Raw genomic sequence first — 14622 nt, forward strand, 5'->3', positions numbered from 1 at the left:
CACTGCAGGACATACCATGGGCAATGCACGTCCCATTGGATCGCCAGCGCGTCTTCCAGCGTCTGCCGGTGCGTTGCACCGGGCGGCGATGCGGCGTCCAGCCTGATCGTGATTCGCGTCTTTAAGTGAACACTCCCAACGCCCGCACCGCGCATCCCGCCGCAGTTCTCCAGACCACTCCTTTGAAAGGTGTGATGCGGGCGGCGCGGACGAGTGCCGCGAACGCGGCCCCGTGTGACCTTTCCCGCGACAATGCCGCCGCCTGTCCTGCCAGTTGCATCACGCACTGGTGCAGGCACAGCACCCGTACTTCCCGGTCCGTCGTGGCCGCCGCTGCTTTGCGAAATACGCGCTCCTGATCGGCGTAAAGTTCCGCGAGGCGCAAGCGCGCGGTGCTCCTGTCCGGGTGTTCGCGAACCAGAGTCAAGATATCGGGTAACGCGAGGACCTCGCTACGCGCAGCGAGTCGCAGCGCGAAGTCGTAGTCGGAATGAATGGGGATTGTTTCGTCGAACCCGCCAATCTCCTCGATCAGCGATCGCTGCACGAGCATGGTCGGGACCGGTGTCGAGACCTTGAACCTAAGCAATGGTTCGAGGATGTATCCGGAAACCGGCCGAGGCAGAAGGTCCGACCGCTCCGGCAGCGATGCCCCCTCCGTGTCAATCAGCGAGTATCCCGTGTAGCTCCACCTGCATTCAGGCTGCGCGGCGAGCCGGCGCAGTTGCAATTCCAGTTTTCCGGGCAACCACAAGTCGTCCGAATCAAGAAATGCCACCCACTTGCTGCGCGCGTGCTTGAGGCCGGCGCTGCGTGCTGAAGTGAGATCGCCGCGGTGCTCCATCCAGAGTGGCCGGACGCGTGGATCATCGATCGCTTCGAGATAACCACGCGTGTCGTCGGTGGAACCGTCGTCGGCGACGATGAGCTCCCAGTCGCCGAATGTTTGCCCGACTACCGATGCAATAGCCTTGCGCAGCAGTGGCAAGCGGTTGTAGGTCGGCAGGACGACCGAAACCACCGGCGTTCCTCCAATCGAACGCTCGTTCATGGCTTCCTTCGTCGATGATCCGCGTGATTCCGCTCGCGCATAGTACCCCTTGCCAGCCAAGCCCGTTCAGCAGTGAAGTCGGTGATGAATCGACCAGCTTGCGGGTAAATTCGCTGTCTGATGCCCTGTCGCCGAATCTCGGGGGCGAGCAATTCCTCAACTTGCACAACTTTCCAATCCCTGTCTGAAGAGCTGCATTCATTACGATCATGCGCTTTTGCGGGCTGCGTAAAGTCGAAACCTCGAAGGTTCCCTCCTGCCACGACATTTCGCCACCAGGGGTCGCATGGCCCATTTCAGGCCATACCACGGACGATGCACATCCCAGTGGATCGATAGGGCGTCTTCCATCCTGCCCAGGCGCTCATCCGTAAGGAATCCAAGAGTGGCGATTGAGTCAGCAGCCGTGCCATGACTTCGCCGGAAAGCCGCGCGACGGTCCGCGAGCATTTGCTCTCCGCTTTCCCTCCGGCTGTACCACGGCGTATCGCTGATGATTACCACGCCACCTTTTTTCACGCAGCGCATCGCTTCACGCAGGCTGGCCTCGTAGTCTTCGGCGTAATGAAAGGAGGCGTTGAACACGGCGGCGTCGAACTGTTCGTCCGCGAAGGGGAGACAGCGAATCTCGGCCTGGAAACGCGGAAAGAGTTCAGGCAGGCGTGTCCGGTAATGCCGGGCGGCTCCCAGTCCGTCGCAGTCATTGGTGAGCAGGTCGACCGCACAAGGTCGATACCCGGCCAGTGCCAGGCGAAAGCTCATCCAGCCATTGCCCGCGCCGAGGTCCAGAATCCTGTTGCCGCGACCGGCGCCATCCAGCAGATGCCGAGCCAGGTAGTCGTAGCTGCGAGCCCTCATCCGCCATTGCTCGCGATACTTTCCTGATGTATCCCGGTAGGGAAGACCGAGATAGAAGTCTTCGCTTTCGCTGCCGCGGCCTTCCGACTCTCTTATTCGCTCATAATCCTGCATGAACTGTGCATAGCGCGCGACCGACTCCGCTGGCAGGGCATGCGCGATGCCGTCGGCGATGACGATGGAAAAACCGCACGCAGGGCAATCCAAGTCATCGATACCGGTCTGGCATCGCGGGCAGCGCAGCTTGATGCCTGACAGCAACGCAGGCCCGGCAGCCATCCCAGTGTTCGGCGTGCCCATCGTTCATCCATCTCCAGGTAGGCACCGAATGAGTGGCGGGCAGGGTCTAAGGCACGGAAGCCGGAGTTTCCAGTGCCGCGCGCACAGCGTACAAGATGTCGAGCCGCGGCACCGGCCGGGTGAGCCAGGTCAGGATGCGATGACCGTGATGCAAGGTGAGCCAGCCTTGGCCGTGCAGCCATAGCTGCGTTCGCACCATGTCGGCACGTTCCCGGCTGGCTTCTTCCGATGGCTTGAGACGATTTCTGACGTAGCGCCCGGCTTCCCGGAGGGAGCGGGACCACTCGATGCCGGGAAGTGCGTGTAGCCACAGGTCCGAACACGAAACCTGGGTCAGGGTCTGGTGGTGCGACATCGTCCGCAACACAAGAGGGCAGTCGTGCTCGAGCCGGTCGAACACGGCTTGTGGAACCGCGCCTGCGAAGTAGCGCTCAACCAGGCGAAGTGGCGGCAGCGCCCACCATCGAGAGTCGACGGCGCGCTCACTCCAAAATGCGCTCCAGTCGGTGGTAGACATGCAGGCAGACAACAGAGCGATGTCGTTCAAATGCAGCAGGCGCAGGGTGCGGCTGCACATGTTGCCTGCCGCGTGCAGCAAGAGGTGGCTCATCAACGCGCCGCGCGAGGGATAGGCATTCAAACCTGCCTGTGGTCGGCGCGGATAGATCCTGGCGGTGATATCGACCAGGGATACCGGCAACCGCTCCTGGATGCGGGTATGCAACTCGATCGTGATCGGCGTGTCGCGGTGCTCGCCCAGGCCTTCAAAAGGCTTGCCGGTCGGGGGCTTGAATACCTGGTGCTTCCACATGGCGAACGACTCAACGTAGCCAAGATCAAGCAGCAGCTCGGTCGCCAGTCCGGCATCGCCTTCAGCGACGAGCAGGTCGATGTCGGCCATCGGCCGGTCGCCTGGCACATAGAGCCCCAACGCATGCAGCGCGGAGCCCTTCAGGGGAACGATCGCCAGCCCGGCGGCGAGAGCGCCGGCGTCAATGCGCTGCAGCAGCGTCGCTATGCGTTGATGGCGATGTTCGACGTGCGTGCGTTGACTGGCGAGAAAGTCCCTCCACTCCGGGTTTTGCCACGTGGAGTATTTGCACAATAGCGGCGATACGCCGTGTACCACGGCCGCCACCGATGCCAATCGCCATTCAAGAGCGTTCCATTCCGGCGTTGCCGTACCTGGCCGTGCCAGTTCCTCGGCGAGCGCTTCGGTGGTGCGGCCCAGGCCGGCCTTAACGGTTTTGAGCGGTGGTAGCATGGCGCGGCGGCTCCGCCTGACCTGGTGTCGTTGTCGGAGGCGACACGGCGTCCTTCGTACGGTACTCATGTTCGCAGGCGATCAACGCTTCCCAGCGCGCATCGAGCGCGGCGCGGGCCTTGTTGTGAGGGTGGCGCTCGAGCGGCTGCGACTGCTGAAGGGCGACTTGCTCGTGCAGCAGATCGTGCACTTGACGGTAGAAATCCGAGTCGTAGGCACCACGAAACATCATGGCGAGATCGCCGCTGTCCTGCCAATGCGTCTTTTCGCCCAGCTGCGATTTGACCTTCTCGTAGAATAGTGTTCCCGGCAGCGGATAGGAGACGCTGACGCCGATGTCGTCCGGAGCAGCTTGCGCAATCAGCTCGCGGGTCGCCAGCAGGTCGGCCAGCTGTTCGCCGAGGTAGCCCAGCTGGATGAAGAAGCCGACGCGGATGTCCTGCGCACCTAGCCGGTTGCGGGCTGCAATAAGGTCTTCGACCTTGGTGCCCTTGTTCATGTCGTCCAGGACATGTTGACTGCCGCTTTCCGCACCGATCCAGGCCTCTGCGCACCCAGCTAGCTTCAGCGCGGCGGCCATGCGTTCGCTGATCAGATCGGCGCGCGTCTGGATGGTGAACGGTATCGACCCGTCGACGCTGCTCAAGTAGTCGCCGAACTCGGTCACCCAGTCCACGTGGAAACCGAAAATATCGTCGGCCATCCAAATGTGATCGGGCTTGAATGCCTGTTTCAGATAGCTCATTTCCGAAGCCACATCCTCGGCATGACGCTGCCGATAGTGGTTTCCCCAGATCGGCTTGGCGCACCAGTTGCAACGGAAGGGACAACCTCGCGAAGCGGCCATATTGAGGCTGAAATAACCATGGCGCTCCTGCCATATCGCACGATACCGCTCGATATCGACCAGATCCCAGGCGGGATGGCCGACCAAACGCAGGTCCGGCGGTTGCGCGCCGATGCGCAGCAATTGCGTCTGCCCGTCCACCAGCGTAGCGACTCCGGCGACGCCGGCTGCCAAGCCATGGTGGTGGATTTGGCGGTCTCGATCGAGCCGCTCGACCAGGGTGACCAGGGCGGCAATGCCTTCGCCAATCAGCACCGCGTCCGCGCCCGCCGTGAGAAACGGGTCCGGGTGGTCGGAGGCATCCGAGCCGGCGACGATCACGCGGGCGCCACTGACGCGCGCCTCGGCGATCATCTGGCAGGCAGCCTCGCGCATACGGCCAAGGCACATCTTGGTCAGGTAATTGAAGTTGTCTTCATACAGCACCACCAGGTCTGGCTGCGCGCTGTGTAGCGACTCTTCATAGTCTTCGACACCATCGGCAAGCATGGCGTCAAACAACGAAACCTCGTGACCCATCTGCCGCAAGAGTGCAGCAATCTGAATGGTGGCGAGCGGGGGATACGGTTTGCCGCGCTCCCACTGTTTCCTGTCGAGCTTCAGGAAGTAGGCGTGGCCGACCTGAATCTTTAGCATCTGGAAGAGGCCTCGAACGTAGCCGTGGGGATGTGTTGGGACGCGTCAGGGTTGATGCCGGCAAGCCGACTCCCAGGATCAACGCTATTTCCACGTGAGTGCGCCGGCCCCTATCCGCGGTTGCCTCAAGCGGCAAAAATATTTCGGTGTCGTGCCGTGGCCCCCTGTGCTATCAAATTGGGCGGACCTTTTGGGCGATGATCATGGCCTTGACCCCTTTTCACAGCGTTCACGACGACAGCGCTGACCCCTTCGGCGAGCGACCCATCCACGGTTTCTCCGTTCAAAAGCACATCTTGGGCGGGCGATTTCGGTTCGACAGCAACAGCCAGGCGCTGCTGCAACTGGTTGAGGCGGCGTACGGAGAGCTGCCGCAACAACAGCTGCCGATGACCACACAGGAGTTCACTATCGAGCTTCGCCTGTTGCCGCGGCAGATGTCGCCGCGTGACTTGGAACCTCCGCGTGTGCAAATGCAGGCAGGCGCAGGTCTGATCTGCGGCGTGATGGATGTGTCAAATTACGTTGTCCTCGCGCCCGCACAGCGTCGGGCCCTGGTCGTCGCTTCGGAGGACATGCTGAGCCATCCCTATCACCTGCGTTACGAGCTCATTGAGTTCGCCGTGTTTACCTTGGCGGCGCGCGGTTTGGGGCTGGTCCCTTTGCATGGCGCCTGTGTCGGGCGCGAGGGGCGCGGCGTCCTCTTATTGGGAGGCAGCGGCTCGGGGAAGTCGACACTGGCTCTGCACAGTCTGCTGCACGGTCTGGATTTTCTTGCCGAAGATGCCGTCTTCGTGCACCCGGAAAGCCTGCTCGCAACCGGTATTGCCAACTACCTGCATGTGCAGGCCGATGCGCTGCGTTTCATCGACGAGGGCGACGTCCGCCGTTGGATCAGCCAGGCACCCGTCATTCGCCGTCGTAGTGGCGTGGATAAGTTTGAGGCTGACTTGAGGCGTGGCCATGGGCGACTCGCGGCCACGCCGCTGAAGCTGGTCGGCGCGGTTTTCGTCTCCAGTCAATCGGCCGACGATCCCAGGGAGCTGTTGCAAGCGATCCCTGCGGGTGAAGTCGTAGCCCGGTTGCTGGCCGATCAGCCGTATGCAGCCGGGCAGCCTGGCTGGCGACATTTCGAGAGCCAGCTGGTGGGGCAGGGCATCTACGAACTGCGTCGTGGGACGCATCCGCGGGCATCTGTCGACGCCCTGCTGCGGCTGCTTAACTGATTCAGCCAGGTGCCTGGTCCTGGTGCAAGCACAACCATTCCCCGCCAAAGTCGCACCCACGGGGGTTGGCGCCTTCGGCCTGGGAGAAGTGCCGTTCTAAATCACCTTGACGTGTCATCGAAGCGGCGGTCCCTGCGGCTGCCCCGCGTCGCGAGTTCATGACGATGCCTGGCAAGTCGCCACCGGCACGCGACCGCGCACGCGACTTGCTGCGTTCGCTCGCGCGTACGCTCACGGGCGCGGAGCTGGCGGAAATCGCGGTATACATCGTGCTGTCACTGGCGGCTGCGCTGATGGGCAGTCTCGCGGCACTGCTCCTGGTGCCGCTGGTGCAGCCGGGGGCCCCGTTGACGATCGCTGGGGGCATGTTCGAGGTCCACGGGTCCGTCGAGAAGCAGGCTGCCTACTTCGCTGCCGCCACGGTCAGCGTAGCGGTATTGCGCTGGTTGGCGGCTCGGCTGGCCGCGCGCCTGACCAGTCGATACAGCATGACGCGGCGTCAACTCGTGCATGCGCGATTGATTGATGCGCCACTGACCTCGCTGGCGGACCGGACATCGGCGGAGATCGCCAACGTCCTCACTTACAACGTGGAAATCATCACCCAGGCATACAGTGCCCTGCTGCAACTGCTGGTCGCTGGCGTGACCACCGTCGTGAGCCTGGTTTTTGCGTTATGGCTTTCGCCGCCGCTGGTGCTCGCGGTGCCCCTGATCGCCGGCTTTGCACTGGTTGCATCACGCGCCTTCGGCCGCGAACAATCGCAGGTCAGCCGCCAGTACATCGCAGATTTGACTCGCTTGTTCTGGTTGAGCGAGGACTTTCCACGGCGTTTGCGCCACGTACGCTCGTTCGAGCGGGAGGACGCCGAGAAGCACAGCTTCGGCACGATTTCGGCCCGGCTGGGCCAAGGCTATCGGCGCCAGCTTGAGCTGATCGCCTCCGGCAAACTGATGCTGGAACTGATGGCTGCGGTCGGCATCGCCGTCGTCCTCGTGCTGGCCTACCGCTGGCACAGCGTCGACCAATCGTCGCTCATCGCCGTCTGTCTGCTGCTCGGGCGATTGCTTCCCTATCTGGTGTCGACCCGGCAAAACTTCCAGCAGCTGCGCTCGGCCGCGCCGGCATCTGAACTCTGGCGCAAGTACATGCACCTGGAGTCGGCTCGATCATTCGATGCCTCGCCGCGCGCGACGGTTTCCCGCCACGCCCTACGCATCGACCGCATGCGCGTGAGGCCGCCCGAAGCCGGTCTTGACCTCGGTGACCTGGCGTTGACACCCGGCGAACTGACCTTGATTTCGGGTGACTCAGGCATTGGCAAGAGCAGCCTGGTCGATGTCCTCGCCGGCATGATGCGGCCCGAATGGTTTGCGGCGCGAGTCGGCGATCAGCCCGTCGATTTTGACGAGTACCGTGAACTCGTACGTCATGGTGCCTATGTCAGCCAGAGTGTGCGGCCCTGGCAGCATTCGGTGCGCGAGTGTCTGTTGTGGGCTGCGCCCGACGCAACCGATGACATGTTGTGGAGCGCACTGGCGGATGTCGGCCTGGACAAGCGGCTGGCAAAATCAGCCGATGGGCTGGAGACGGCCTTGCACAGTTCGTCGAGCAGGCTCTCGGGAGGCGAGTTGCAACGGCTGCTGCTGGCTCAGGTCATCCTGCGGCAGCCTTTCCTTGCGTTGTTGGACGAGGCCACCAGCGCGCTGGATGCCGCGGCCGAGATGGCGGTGCTCGCCGCCATAAAGTCCCGTCTGCGACAGACGATCCTGATCGTCGTATCGCATCGGAGCGGCGTGGCGGCCATGGCGGACCAATGCGTGGTCATCGGCAACGACCTGGTGACGACGGTTCATGGGAAAAGTGACGTGCCGCCCAGGGAGGCCTCATTTGGTGCATCGAATCGCTCCACGTCCTAGTTACCTCGTCGCCGGATCTATCCATATGGGGATCGATGCCCGGCATGAGTTCACCGCTTGCGATTCGCGCGAGGCAACTTTCGGTCACGTGGCCGGCACTCACGCGGACAAGCACCCTTTCTGCCTGCGCTTGAAGATCGCTTAACAGGCAACGCAGACATCAAGGTCGCCGACGACATGCATAGCGGAGAGCAGTACCACCTAACCATGCTGGCCTCGCAGCGAGATCGCATGGTGCGCGACAGGTTTCAGCAGATGGCCTTGGGCCTGCTGCCGGCGGGATCGGGCGTGCTCGATTTCGGCGCGGGAACGGGTATCGATGCAAAGGCTTATGCCGCTAACGGGCACCCGACCTTCGTGTACGAACCCTCGGAGGCGATGCGCGACTATCTGGAGCAAAACTGCCGCGATGAAATCGCCCGCAAAACCATCGTCACGGTTGCGTCGCCACTCACTTGCGAGGTGCAGGCGGTCACAGCGAACTTTGCGGTGTTCGACCACTTCGCGGATCACAGCCTGCTTTTTGAGGAGCTATCGCGCGTGGTGCGCCAGGACGGTTTTGTTCTCGCCAGTATGCTCAACCCTTATTACCTCGGTGATGCGCGTTACGGCTGGTGGAGGTCGAATGTGGTGAATCTCATGCGTAACGGTCACTACGCCATCCCAAGCGAAAGCCGCGTTCATCGTTTTGCGCCACGAGTCGTGGCGCGCGCGGCGGCACCGTATTTCCGGTTGGAACGCCTGATCCCGCGTGGTCTCGGGTTGGCCACCCAGCTTTACATGTTCTTGCTATTTCGGCGGGTCTGAGATGTGGAAGGATTGGATAAGGCCGTTCGTGCGTCCATTACCGCAATGGTCGACGGTGGCCGTCGCTCCTCCACAGCAGGTGGTCACCGCCAGCTTGCATTGGGATGGCAACTCGGCTGATGTCACGGCCGACCACACCGTGGCTTCGCTCAATCCACTGGTGATCGCGACCAGTGTCGATGCCGGCCAACGTCCGGTGCTGGAATACCATGATCGCGCCACCGGACGGCTGCTAGGCGTCTTGCGGCTGGCGCAGATGGCGCCAGTCACCGCCGAAAACGCATCGCTCACTCTCTATCACGTCGCCGCTGGTGGGCACCGCTGCCTCCGCTGGCCGCGGCGCTCGTGGAATGCGTGGCTGCAGAACCGCCTCATGCTGAAAAATCTCGCGACGAACCACTTGAATACCGACCCTGCCGCGGTACAGAAGCTCATGATCGCCTACCTGTGTCCACGACCGGTCGTGCTTGTCTCCGTCGGCACACAGGGCCGCCAGAATATCTTTCCGATGGATTTGATAGGCCCGCTGGAACGGAGCGGATTCTTTTCGCTCGCGCTACGCAGCACCAATGTTTCCATCCCGACCATCCTGGACGAGCGCAAGGTCGTGCTGTCCAGCATGCCCGCGGCGATGAAGGCGGTCGTGTACAAGCTCGGTGCGCATCATAAACATCCGCTGACGGACTGGACTGCGCTTCCGTTTGCTGTCCGACCGTCGCGGGAATTTGGCATTCCCGCCGTTGCTGCGGCGCTGCGCATTCGGGAGTTGGCCATCGTGCATAGCCAGGAGATCGGCTTGCACACGTTTTTCCTTTGCCGCGTCATTTCTGACGAACATCTGGTGGAAGGCGCCCAGCTGCATCACACGGGAGGCTTTCACCAGGCTTATCGCCACCGGCACGGCATGCCGCTGACCGAGATCTAGCGAGCATGATCGGCCTCGTCGCCCTGACTGCGTTCGAAGCCGTGGCTTATTGCCCGGAATGGCTGCGCGATCGCGTTCGAGCTTCGTCAGCCGGTCAAAGCCCCTTGCGCTTCACTGCCTGGGCATCGACCCTAGGTGAGGAGCGACCTCATCGAGCATGTCGGTCACCAGCCGGATAAGGCTACCGCACTGTCTTTTTCCATGTACATCAACGAGGGTTTCTGCAATGAATAAGCGTCTTATGTTTTCGCTCGCAGCCGGTGCCCTTGCCGCCGGAATGGCCATGGCGCCCTCGGCGTTCGCTGCCATTGCGCAAGGCACCACCGCGCCCGCCTTTACGGCCCAGGCCAGCAAGGCCGGAAAGGATTTCACGCTTTCGCTTGCAGAGGCTCTCAAGAGCGGGCCCGTGATCGTGTACTTCTTTCCGTCGGCCTATACCGGAGGCTGCGATATCGAGGCGCACGCCTTTGCTACCGAAGCGGCGAAGTTTACGGCTGCCGGCGCGACGATCATCGGCGTCTCTGCCGACAGCATCCAGCGACTCAATTCATTTTCGGCCGACCCGAACTACTGCGCTGGCAAGTTTCCGATCGCGTCCGACCCTGACGGCAAGATCGCCGCGTCCTTCGATCTGAAAATGTCTGCGGCCGAACCCAATGCGAAGGACGTGCGAGGCGAAGTCATCGACCACGGCTTCATCTCGCGCACCACCTTCGTCATCGGGCGCGACGGGAAAGTCGCAGCCGTTTTCTCCTCCGAAGCCGACCATCTTCATCCGCAGGATCATGTAAGCAAGTCACTCGCCATCGTCGAGCAACTTCAGTCCGCAAAGATGCCCTGAGGGGCGCGGATATCACGACGCTTTCCCTGCGGCAGGGAAGCCGCCCAAGGCGGACCGCCCATGCTCACGAACATCTGAGATGGGCGTGCGCCGCTTCCGGCGCAAGACTGCCACATTAAAGGGGCTGGCCAAGCCGTTTACTGCTGGCCAGGGCCATTCGGGCGTTTCGGCGCTGGAAAAGAAAAAGGCCCTGAAAGCTCGCGGTGACGCGGTTTTCAGAGCCTTGATTTCTTCGAATTTTGGTCGGGGTGACAGGATTCGAACCTGCGACTTCTACGTCCCGAACGTAGCGCTCTACCAGGCTGAGCTACACCCCGTGGGAGCCGCGTATCTTAATGACCCTGCGCGGGCTTGGCAACAGGGGCGGGCGAATTTTCTGACATGGCGAGTGGCTGCCGCTGTCGAAGCCGCGCAACTCGGGCCCGGGGCGGCCTTCTGGTAATCTATACGGCTCCGTCCGGCGATGGGTTGCCCGGCGGCTATTCGACGTCTACACATCGTTAAGCAGAGGATTTCATGGCGCTTACCCCGGCCCGTACCATGCCCGGCGTGCTCGAGTTGCTGCCGCTCGACCAGATCGCGTTCCAGCGCATGCTCGACGTGATCCGCCGCAACTACGAGCGCTTTGGCTTCCTGCCGATCGAAACGCCGGTGATGGAATTCTCCGACGTCCTGCTTACCAAGACCGGCGGTGAAACCGAGCGCCAGGTTTATTTCGTTCAGTCCACCGGTGCGCTGAACGCCGACAAGGGCGATGGCGTGCCGGAGCTGGCCCTGCGCTTCGACCTGACGGTGCCGCTGGCACGTTACGTCGCCGAGCACGAGCACGACCTCTCGTTCCCGTTCCGGCGCTACCAGATGCAGCGCGTTTACCGTGGCGAGCGCGCCCAGCGCGGCCGTTTCCGTGAGTTTTACCAGTGCGACATCGACGTGATCGGCAAGGACAGCTTGTCGGTGCGTTATGACGCCGAAGTGCCGGCGGTGATCTACAGCGTGTTCCGCGAACTGAACATCGGTGCGTTCACCATCCAGCTCAACAACCGCAAGCTGATGCGCGGCTACTTCGAAAGCCTGGGCGTCACCGATGGCGAGCAGCAGACGCTGGTCTTGCGTGAGGTGGACAAGCTGGACAAGCGCGGCGCCGATTATGTGCGCGACACGCTCACGGGCGTAGCGTTTGGTCTCAGCGCCGACATGGCACAGAAGATTCTCGCCTTCGTGCAGACGCGCTCCACCTCGCTGCAGGATGCGTTCGACAAGCTCGACGCGCTGGGCCCGGGCCCGGAAGCGATGGAGCAAGGTCGCGCCGAGCTGAAGGAAGTGCTGGGCATGATTCGTGACTTCGGCGTGCCGGAATCGCACTACGTGCTGAATCTGTCGATAGCCCGTGGCCTGGATTACTACACCGGCACGGTCTACGAGACTACGCTCAACGACCACCCGCAGATCGGCTCGATCTGTTCGGGCGGTCGCTACGAGAATCTGGCCGGGCAGTACACCAAGTCGCATTTGCCGGGCGTGGGCATTTCCATTGGCCTGACGCGTCTTTACTGGCAGCTGCGTGAAGCCGGTCTGGTCGGCACCGCGCAGAGCACGGTCGACGTGCTGGTGACGCAGATGGACGCGGCCCAGTTGCCGGCCTATCTCGCCTTGGCCAGTGAGTTGCGCGGCGCCGGTATCGCTACGGAAGTGGTGCTGGAAGGCGGCAAGCTCGGCAAGCAATTCAAGTACGCCGATCGTGCGGGCATCCGCTTTGTGATCGTGCTGGGCGAGGACGAGCTGGCCAAGGGCGTGGTCACCGTGAAGGATTTGCGCCGCGAGGATCAGTTCGAGGTGCAGCGCTCCGAACTGATCAAGACGCTGCGCGTCGAGCTGGCCCAGGCCGAAGTCGGCGCCTGACGAATCGCCGCCGCGCATCCCCATGCGCGGCGGCGCGACATAAAACTCATTCGATGGCCCGTCCGGGCTCGGAGCAAGCATGACCGCAAAGACGATACTCCTGGACGGCAATAGCCTGACCCGCGAACAGCTCGTCGCGGTGGCCCGTCAGGGCCTGCGCGTGGAGCTGGACCAATCGCAGCTGGTGCGCGTGCAGCGCGCTGCCGATTTCCTCGCCAACAAGGTCAGCTGTGGCGAGCCCACTTACGGCGTCACCACCGGCTTCGGCAGCAACGCCGACAAGCTGCTGGGTGCGCATCGCCTGCGTGATGAACTACCCGGCGGTCATCCAGACAAGCCCGAAGGCAGCTTGCTCGAAGAGCTTCAGCACAACCTGATCACCACGCACGCCGTGTGCGTGGGCAAGCCGTTCGCGGCGGATGTGGTGCGCGCGATGCTGGTGATTCGCATCAACACGCTGATGCGCGGCCACTCGGGTATTCGGGTGGAGACGCTGAAGGCGTTGACCGCGATGCTCAATGCCGAGGTGGTGCCGGTGGTGCCGGAGAAGGGTTCCGTAGGCGCCAGTGGCGATCTCGCTCCGCTCTCGCATCTGGCCATCGTGCTGCTGGGCGGCGGCGAAGCGTTCTACAAGGGCGAAAGAGTCACCGGCGCCGAAGCGCTGAAGCGCGCGGGCCTGTCGCCTATTCGCCTGTCGTTCAAGGAAGGTCTGGCCTTGAATAACGGTACGGCGCAGATGCTCGCCACGGCGGCGCTGGCGCTGGACGAACTGGAACACCTGTTGGATCTGGCCGATCTCGCTGCGGCCATGACCTTGGACGCGTTCGCCGGCCGCAGTGGCGCCTTGCGTCCCGAAGTGCATGCACTGCGTCCGCATCCTGGCCAGGTCGAAACGGCCGCGCATGTGCGCGAACTGCTCGAAGGCAGCACCCTGGTCGATATTCCTTACCACCTGGTGCCCCGCTTCAAACCGTGGGCAACCGATGCCTGGGTCGAACCGGCTGATCAGGCGCTGACCTTCGATATCGGCTGGGACTGGGTGCCGGCCAACCAGCGTCACGGTCGCGAGGCGTTCTACTCGCGCTTCCTGCCGTTCAAGGGCGGCAAGAAGCATCAGCCGCAGGATGCCTATTGCCTGCGCTGCATGCCCCAGGTGCACGGCGCCGTGCGCGATGCCTGGGCCCAGGCCTGTCGCGTGATCGACATCGAACTCAATTCGGTGACCGACAACCCGCTGATTTTTCCGGACGCCGAAGACGCCCAGTTCATTGAAGATCAGGTAATTTCCGCCGGCCACTTCCACGGCATGCCGCTGGCGCTGGCGATGAGCTACGTGAAGGCGGCGATTCCGGTGTTGGCTTCGATCGCCGAGCGCCGTCTGAACAAGCTCGTCGATCCAGCCACCAACGACGGCCTGCCGGCCTTCCTCACCGGCAACGAAGACGGTACCGATTCCGGCTTCATGATCGTGCAATACACTGCCGCCGCGCTAGTGAACGATCTGGCCACGCGCGCGCATCCGGCCAGCGTGTATTCCGTGCCGACCAGTGCGAATGCGGAAGACCATGTATCGATGGGCGCGAACGAAGCGCGCCACGTGCTGGAGATGATGGAAGATCTTGGCTACGTGATTGCGCTGGAGCTGTATACCGCCGCGCAGGCGCTGGATTTCCGTCAGGCCATGCTCAATGCCGCGCGCAGGCTCGCAGCTCGCGGCGATTGGCAGGCGCTGGCCGGCAAGGTGGCCAATGCACCGCGCGAAGGCCACCCGAACTATGCGCAGTTCGTCAGCGAAGTGCAGGAGCTCACCCGTGCGCTGGCCAACGTGGGCGACTTCCACGCCGGTTCGGCGGTGCGCGAGGCGCACGACGCGCTGCGTCGCCACATCGGCTTCATGGCGCGCGACCGCGCGATGGATGGCGACGTGCGCAAGGTGTGTGAACTCGTGCGCGAGCGCGTGTTCAAGGTGGACTGAGGTCGCGCCGGGTCGCGCACAGGCTGCGCTCCTACAGTGTGCTGTTGTAGGAGCGCAGCCTGTGCGCGATCGGC

General features: G+C 62.7%; 11 protein-coding genes and 1 tRNA gene. 7 read left to right on the forward strand and 5 right to left on the reverse strand.

Annotated features, from left to right (window positions below):
* Positions 1-121 precede the first annotated feature (121 nt).
* The 4 genes from ACT01B_RS07840 to ACT01B_RS07855 form a co-directional block, all read right to left on the reverse strand.
* Positions 122-1051 (reverse strand): glycosyltransferase family 2 protein, encoded by a 930-nt coding sequence (locus ACT01B_RS07840; protein WP_445146803.1) that lies wholly within the window; start codon positions 1049-1051, stop codon positions 122-124.
* Positions 1052-1258: 207 nt separating this feature from the next.
* Positions 1259-2209, reverse strand: coding sequence for a class I SAM-dependent methyltransferase (locus ACT01B_RS07845; RefSeq protein ID WP_445146804.1), 951 nt, complete (start codon positions 2207-2209; stop codon positions 1259-1261).
* 46 nt (positions 2210-2255) lie between these two features.
* Positions 2256-3473, reverse strand: a complete 1218-nt coding sequence (locus ACT01B_RS07850; RefSeq protein WP_445146805.1) for a nucleotidyltransferase family protein — start codon at positions 3471-3473, stop codon at positions 2256-2258.
* Positions 3448-4956, reverse strand: a complete 1509-nt coding sequence (locus tag ACT01B_RS07855; protein ID WP_445146806.1) for a B12-binding domain-containing radical SAM protein — start codon at positions 4954-4956, stop codon at positions 3448-3450. The genes ACT01B_RS07850 and ACT01B_RS07855 overlap by 26 nt, the downstream gene beginning before the upstream one ends.
* Positions 4957-5159: 203 nt before the next feature.
* Between ACT01B_RS07855 and ACT01B_RS07860 the strand changes: the two genes are divergently transcribed.
* The 5 genes from ACT01B_RS07860 (at position 5160) to ACT01B_RS07880 (ending at position 10674) form a co-directional block, all read left to right on the forward strand.
* Positions 5160-6182, forward strand: coding sequence for a serine kinase (locus tag ACT01B_RS07860; RefSeq protein ID WP_445146807.1), 1023 nt, complete (start codon positions 5160-5162; stop codon positions 6180-6182).
* A gap of 164 nt (positions 6183-6346) precedes the next feature.
* Complete coding sequence (locus tag ACT01B_RS07865; protein WP_445147451.1) at positions 6347-8101, forward strand: ATP-binding cassette domain-containing protein; 1755 nt, start codon at positions 6347-6349, stop codon at positions 8099-8101.
* 57 nt (positions 8102-8158) lie between these two features.
* Positions 8159-8908 carry a class I SAM-dependent methyltransferase gene (locus ACT01B_RS07870; RefSeq protein ID WP_445146808.1) on the forward strand — a complete coding sequence of 250 codons (750 nt, stop codon included), beginning with the start codon at positions 8159-8161 and terminating at the stop codon, positions 8906-8908.
* A 28-nt stretch (positions 8909-8936) separates the two neighbouring features.
* Positions 8937-9833: a flavin reductase gene (locus ACT01B_RS07875; RefSeq protein WP_445146809.1), complete on the forward strand. Its 897-nt coding sequence runs from the start codon at positions 8937-8939 to the stop codon at positions 9831-9833.
* A 157-nt stretch (positions 9834-9990) separates the two neighbouring features.
* Positions 9991-10674, forward strand: a complete 684-nt coding sequence (locus ACT01B_RS07880) for a peroxiredoxin (protein WP_445146810.1) — start codon at positions 9991-9993, stop codon at positions 10672-10674.
* Between the two features lie 240 nt (positions 10675-10914).
* Here the strand turns inward: ACT01B_RS07880 and ACT01B_RS07885 are convergent.
* A tRNA-Pro gene (locus tag ACT01B_RS07885) sits at positions 10915-10991 on the reverse strand.
* Positions 10992-11190: 199 nt separating this feature from the next.
* Between ACT01B_RS07885 and hisS the strand changes: the two genes are divergently transcribed.
* Both hisS and ACT01B_RS07895 read left to right on the forward strand, forming a co-directional pair.
* On the forward strand, positions 11191-12573 hold the full coding sequence (hisS, locus tag ACT01B_RS07890) for a histidine--tRNA ligase (RefSeq protein ID WP_445146811.1): 1383 nt from the start codon (positions 11191-11193) through the stop codon (positions 12571-12573).
* Positions 12574-12652: 79 nt separating this feature from the next.
* Positions 12653-14548, forward strand: a complete 1896-nt coding sequence (locus tag ACT01B_RS07895) for an HAL/PAL/TAL family ammonia-lyase (protein WP_445146812.1) — start codon at positions 12653-12655, stop codon at positions 14546-14548.
* Positions 14549-14622 lie beyond the last annotated feature (74 nt).

This window comes from Dyella sp. Tek66A03 (assembly GCF_052567735.1).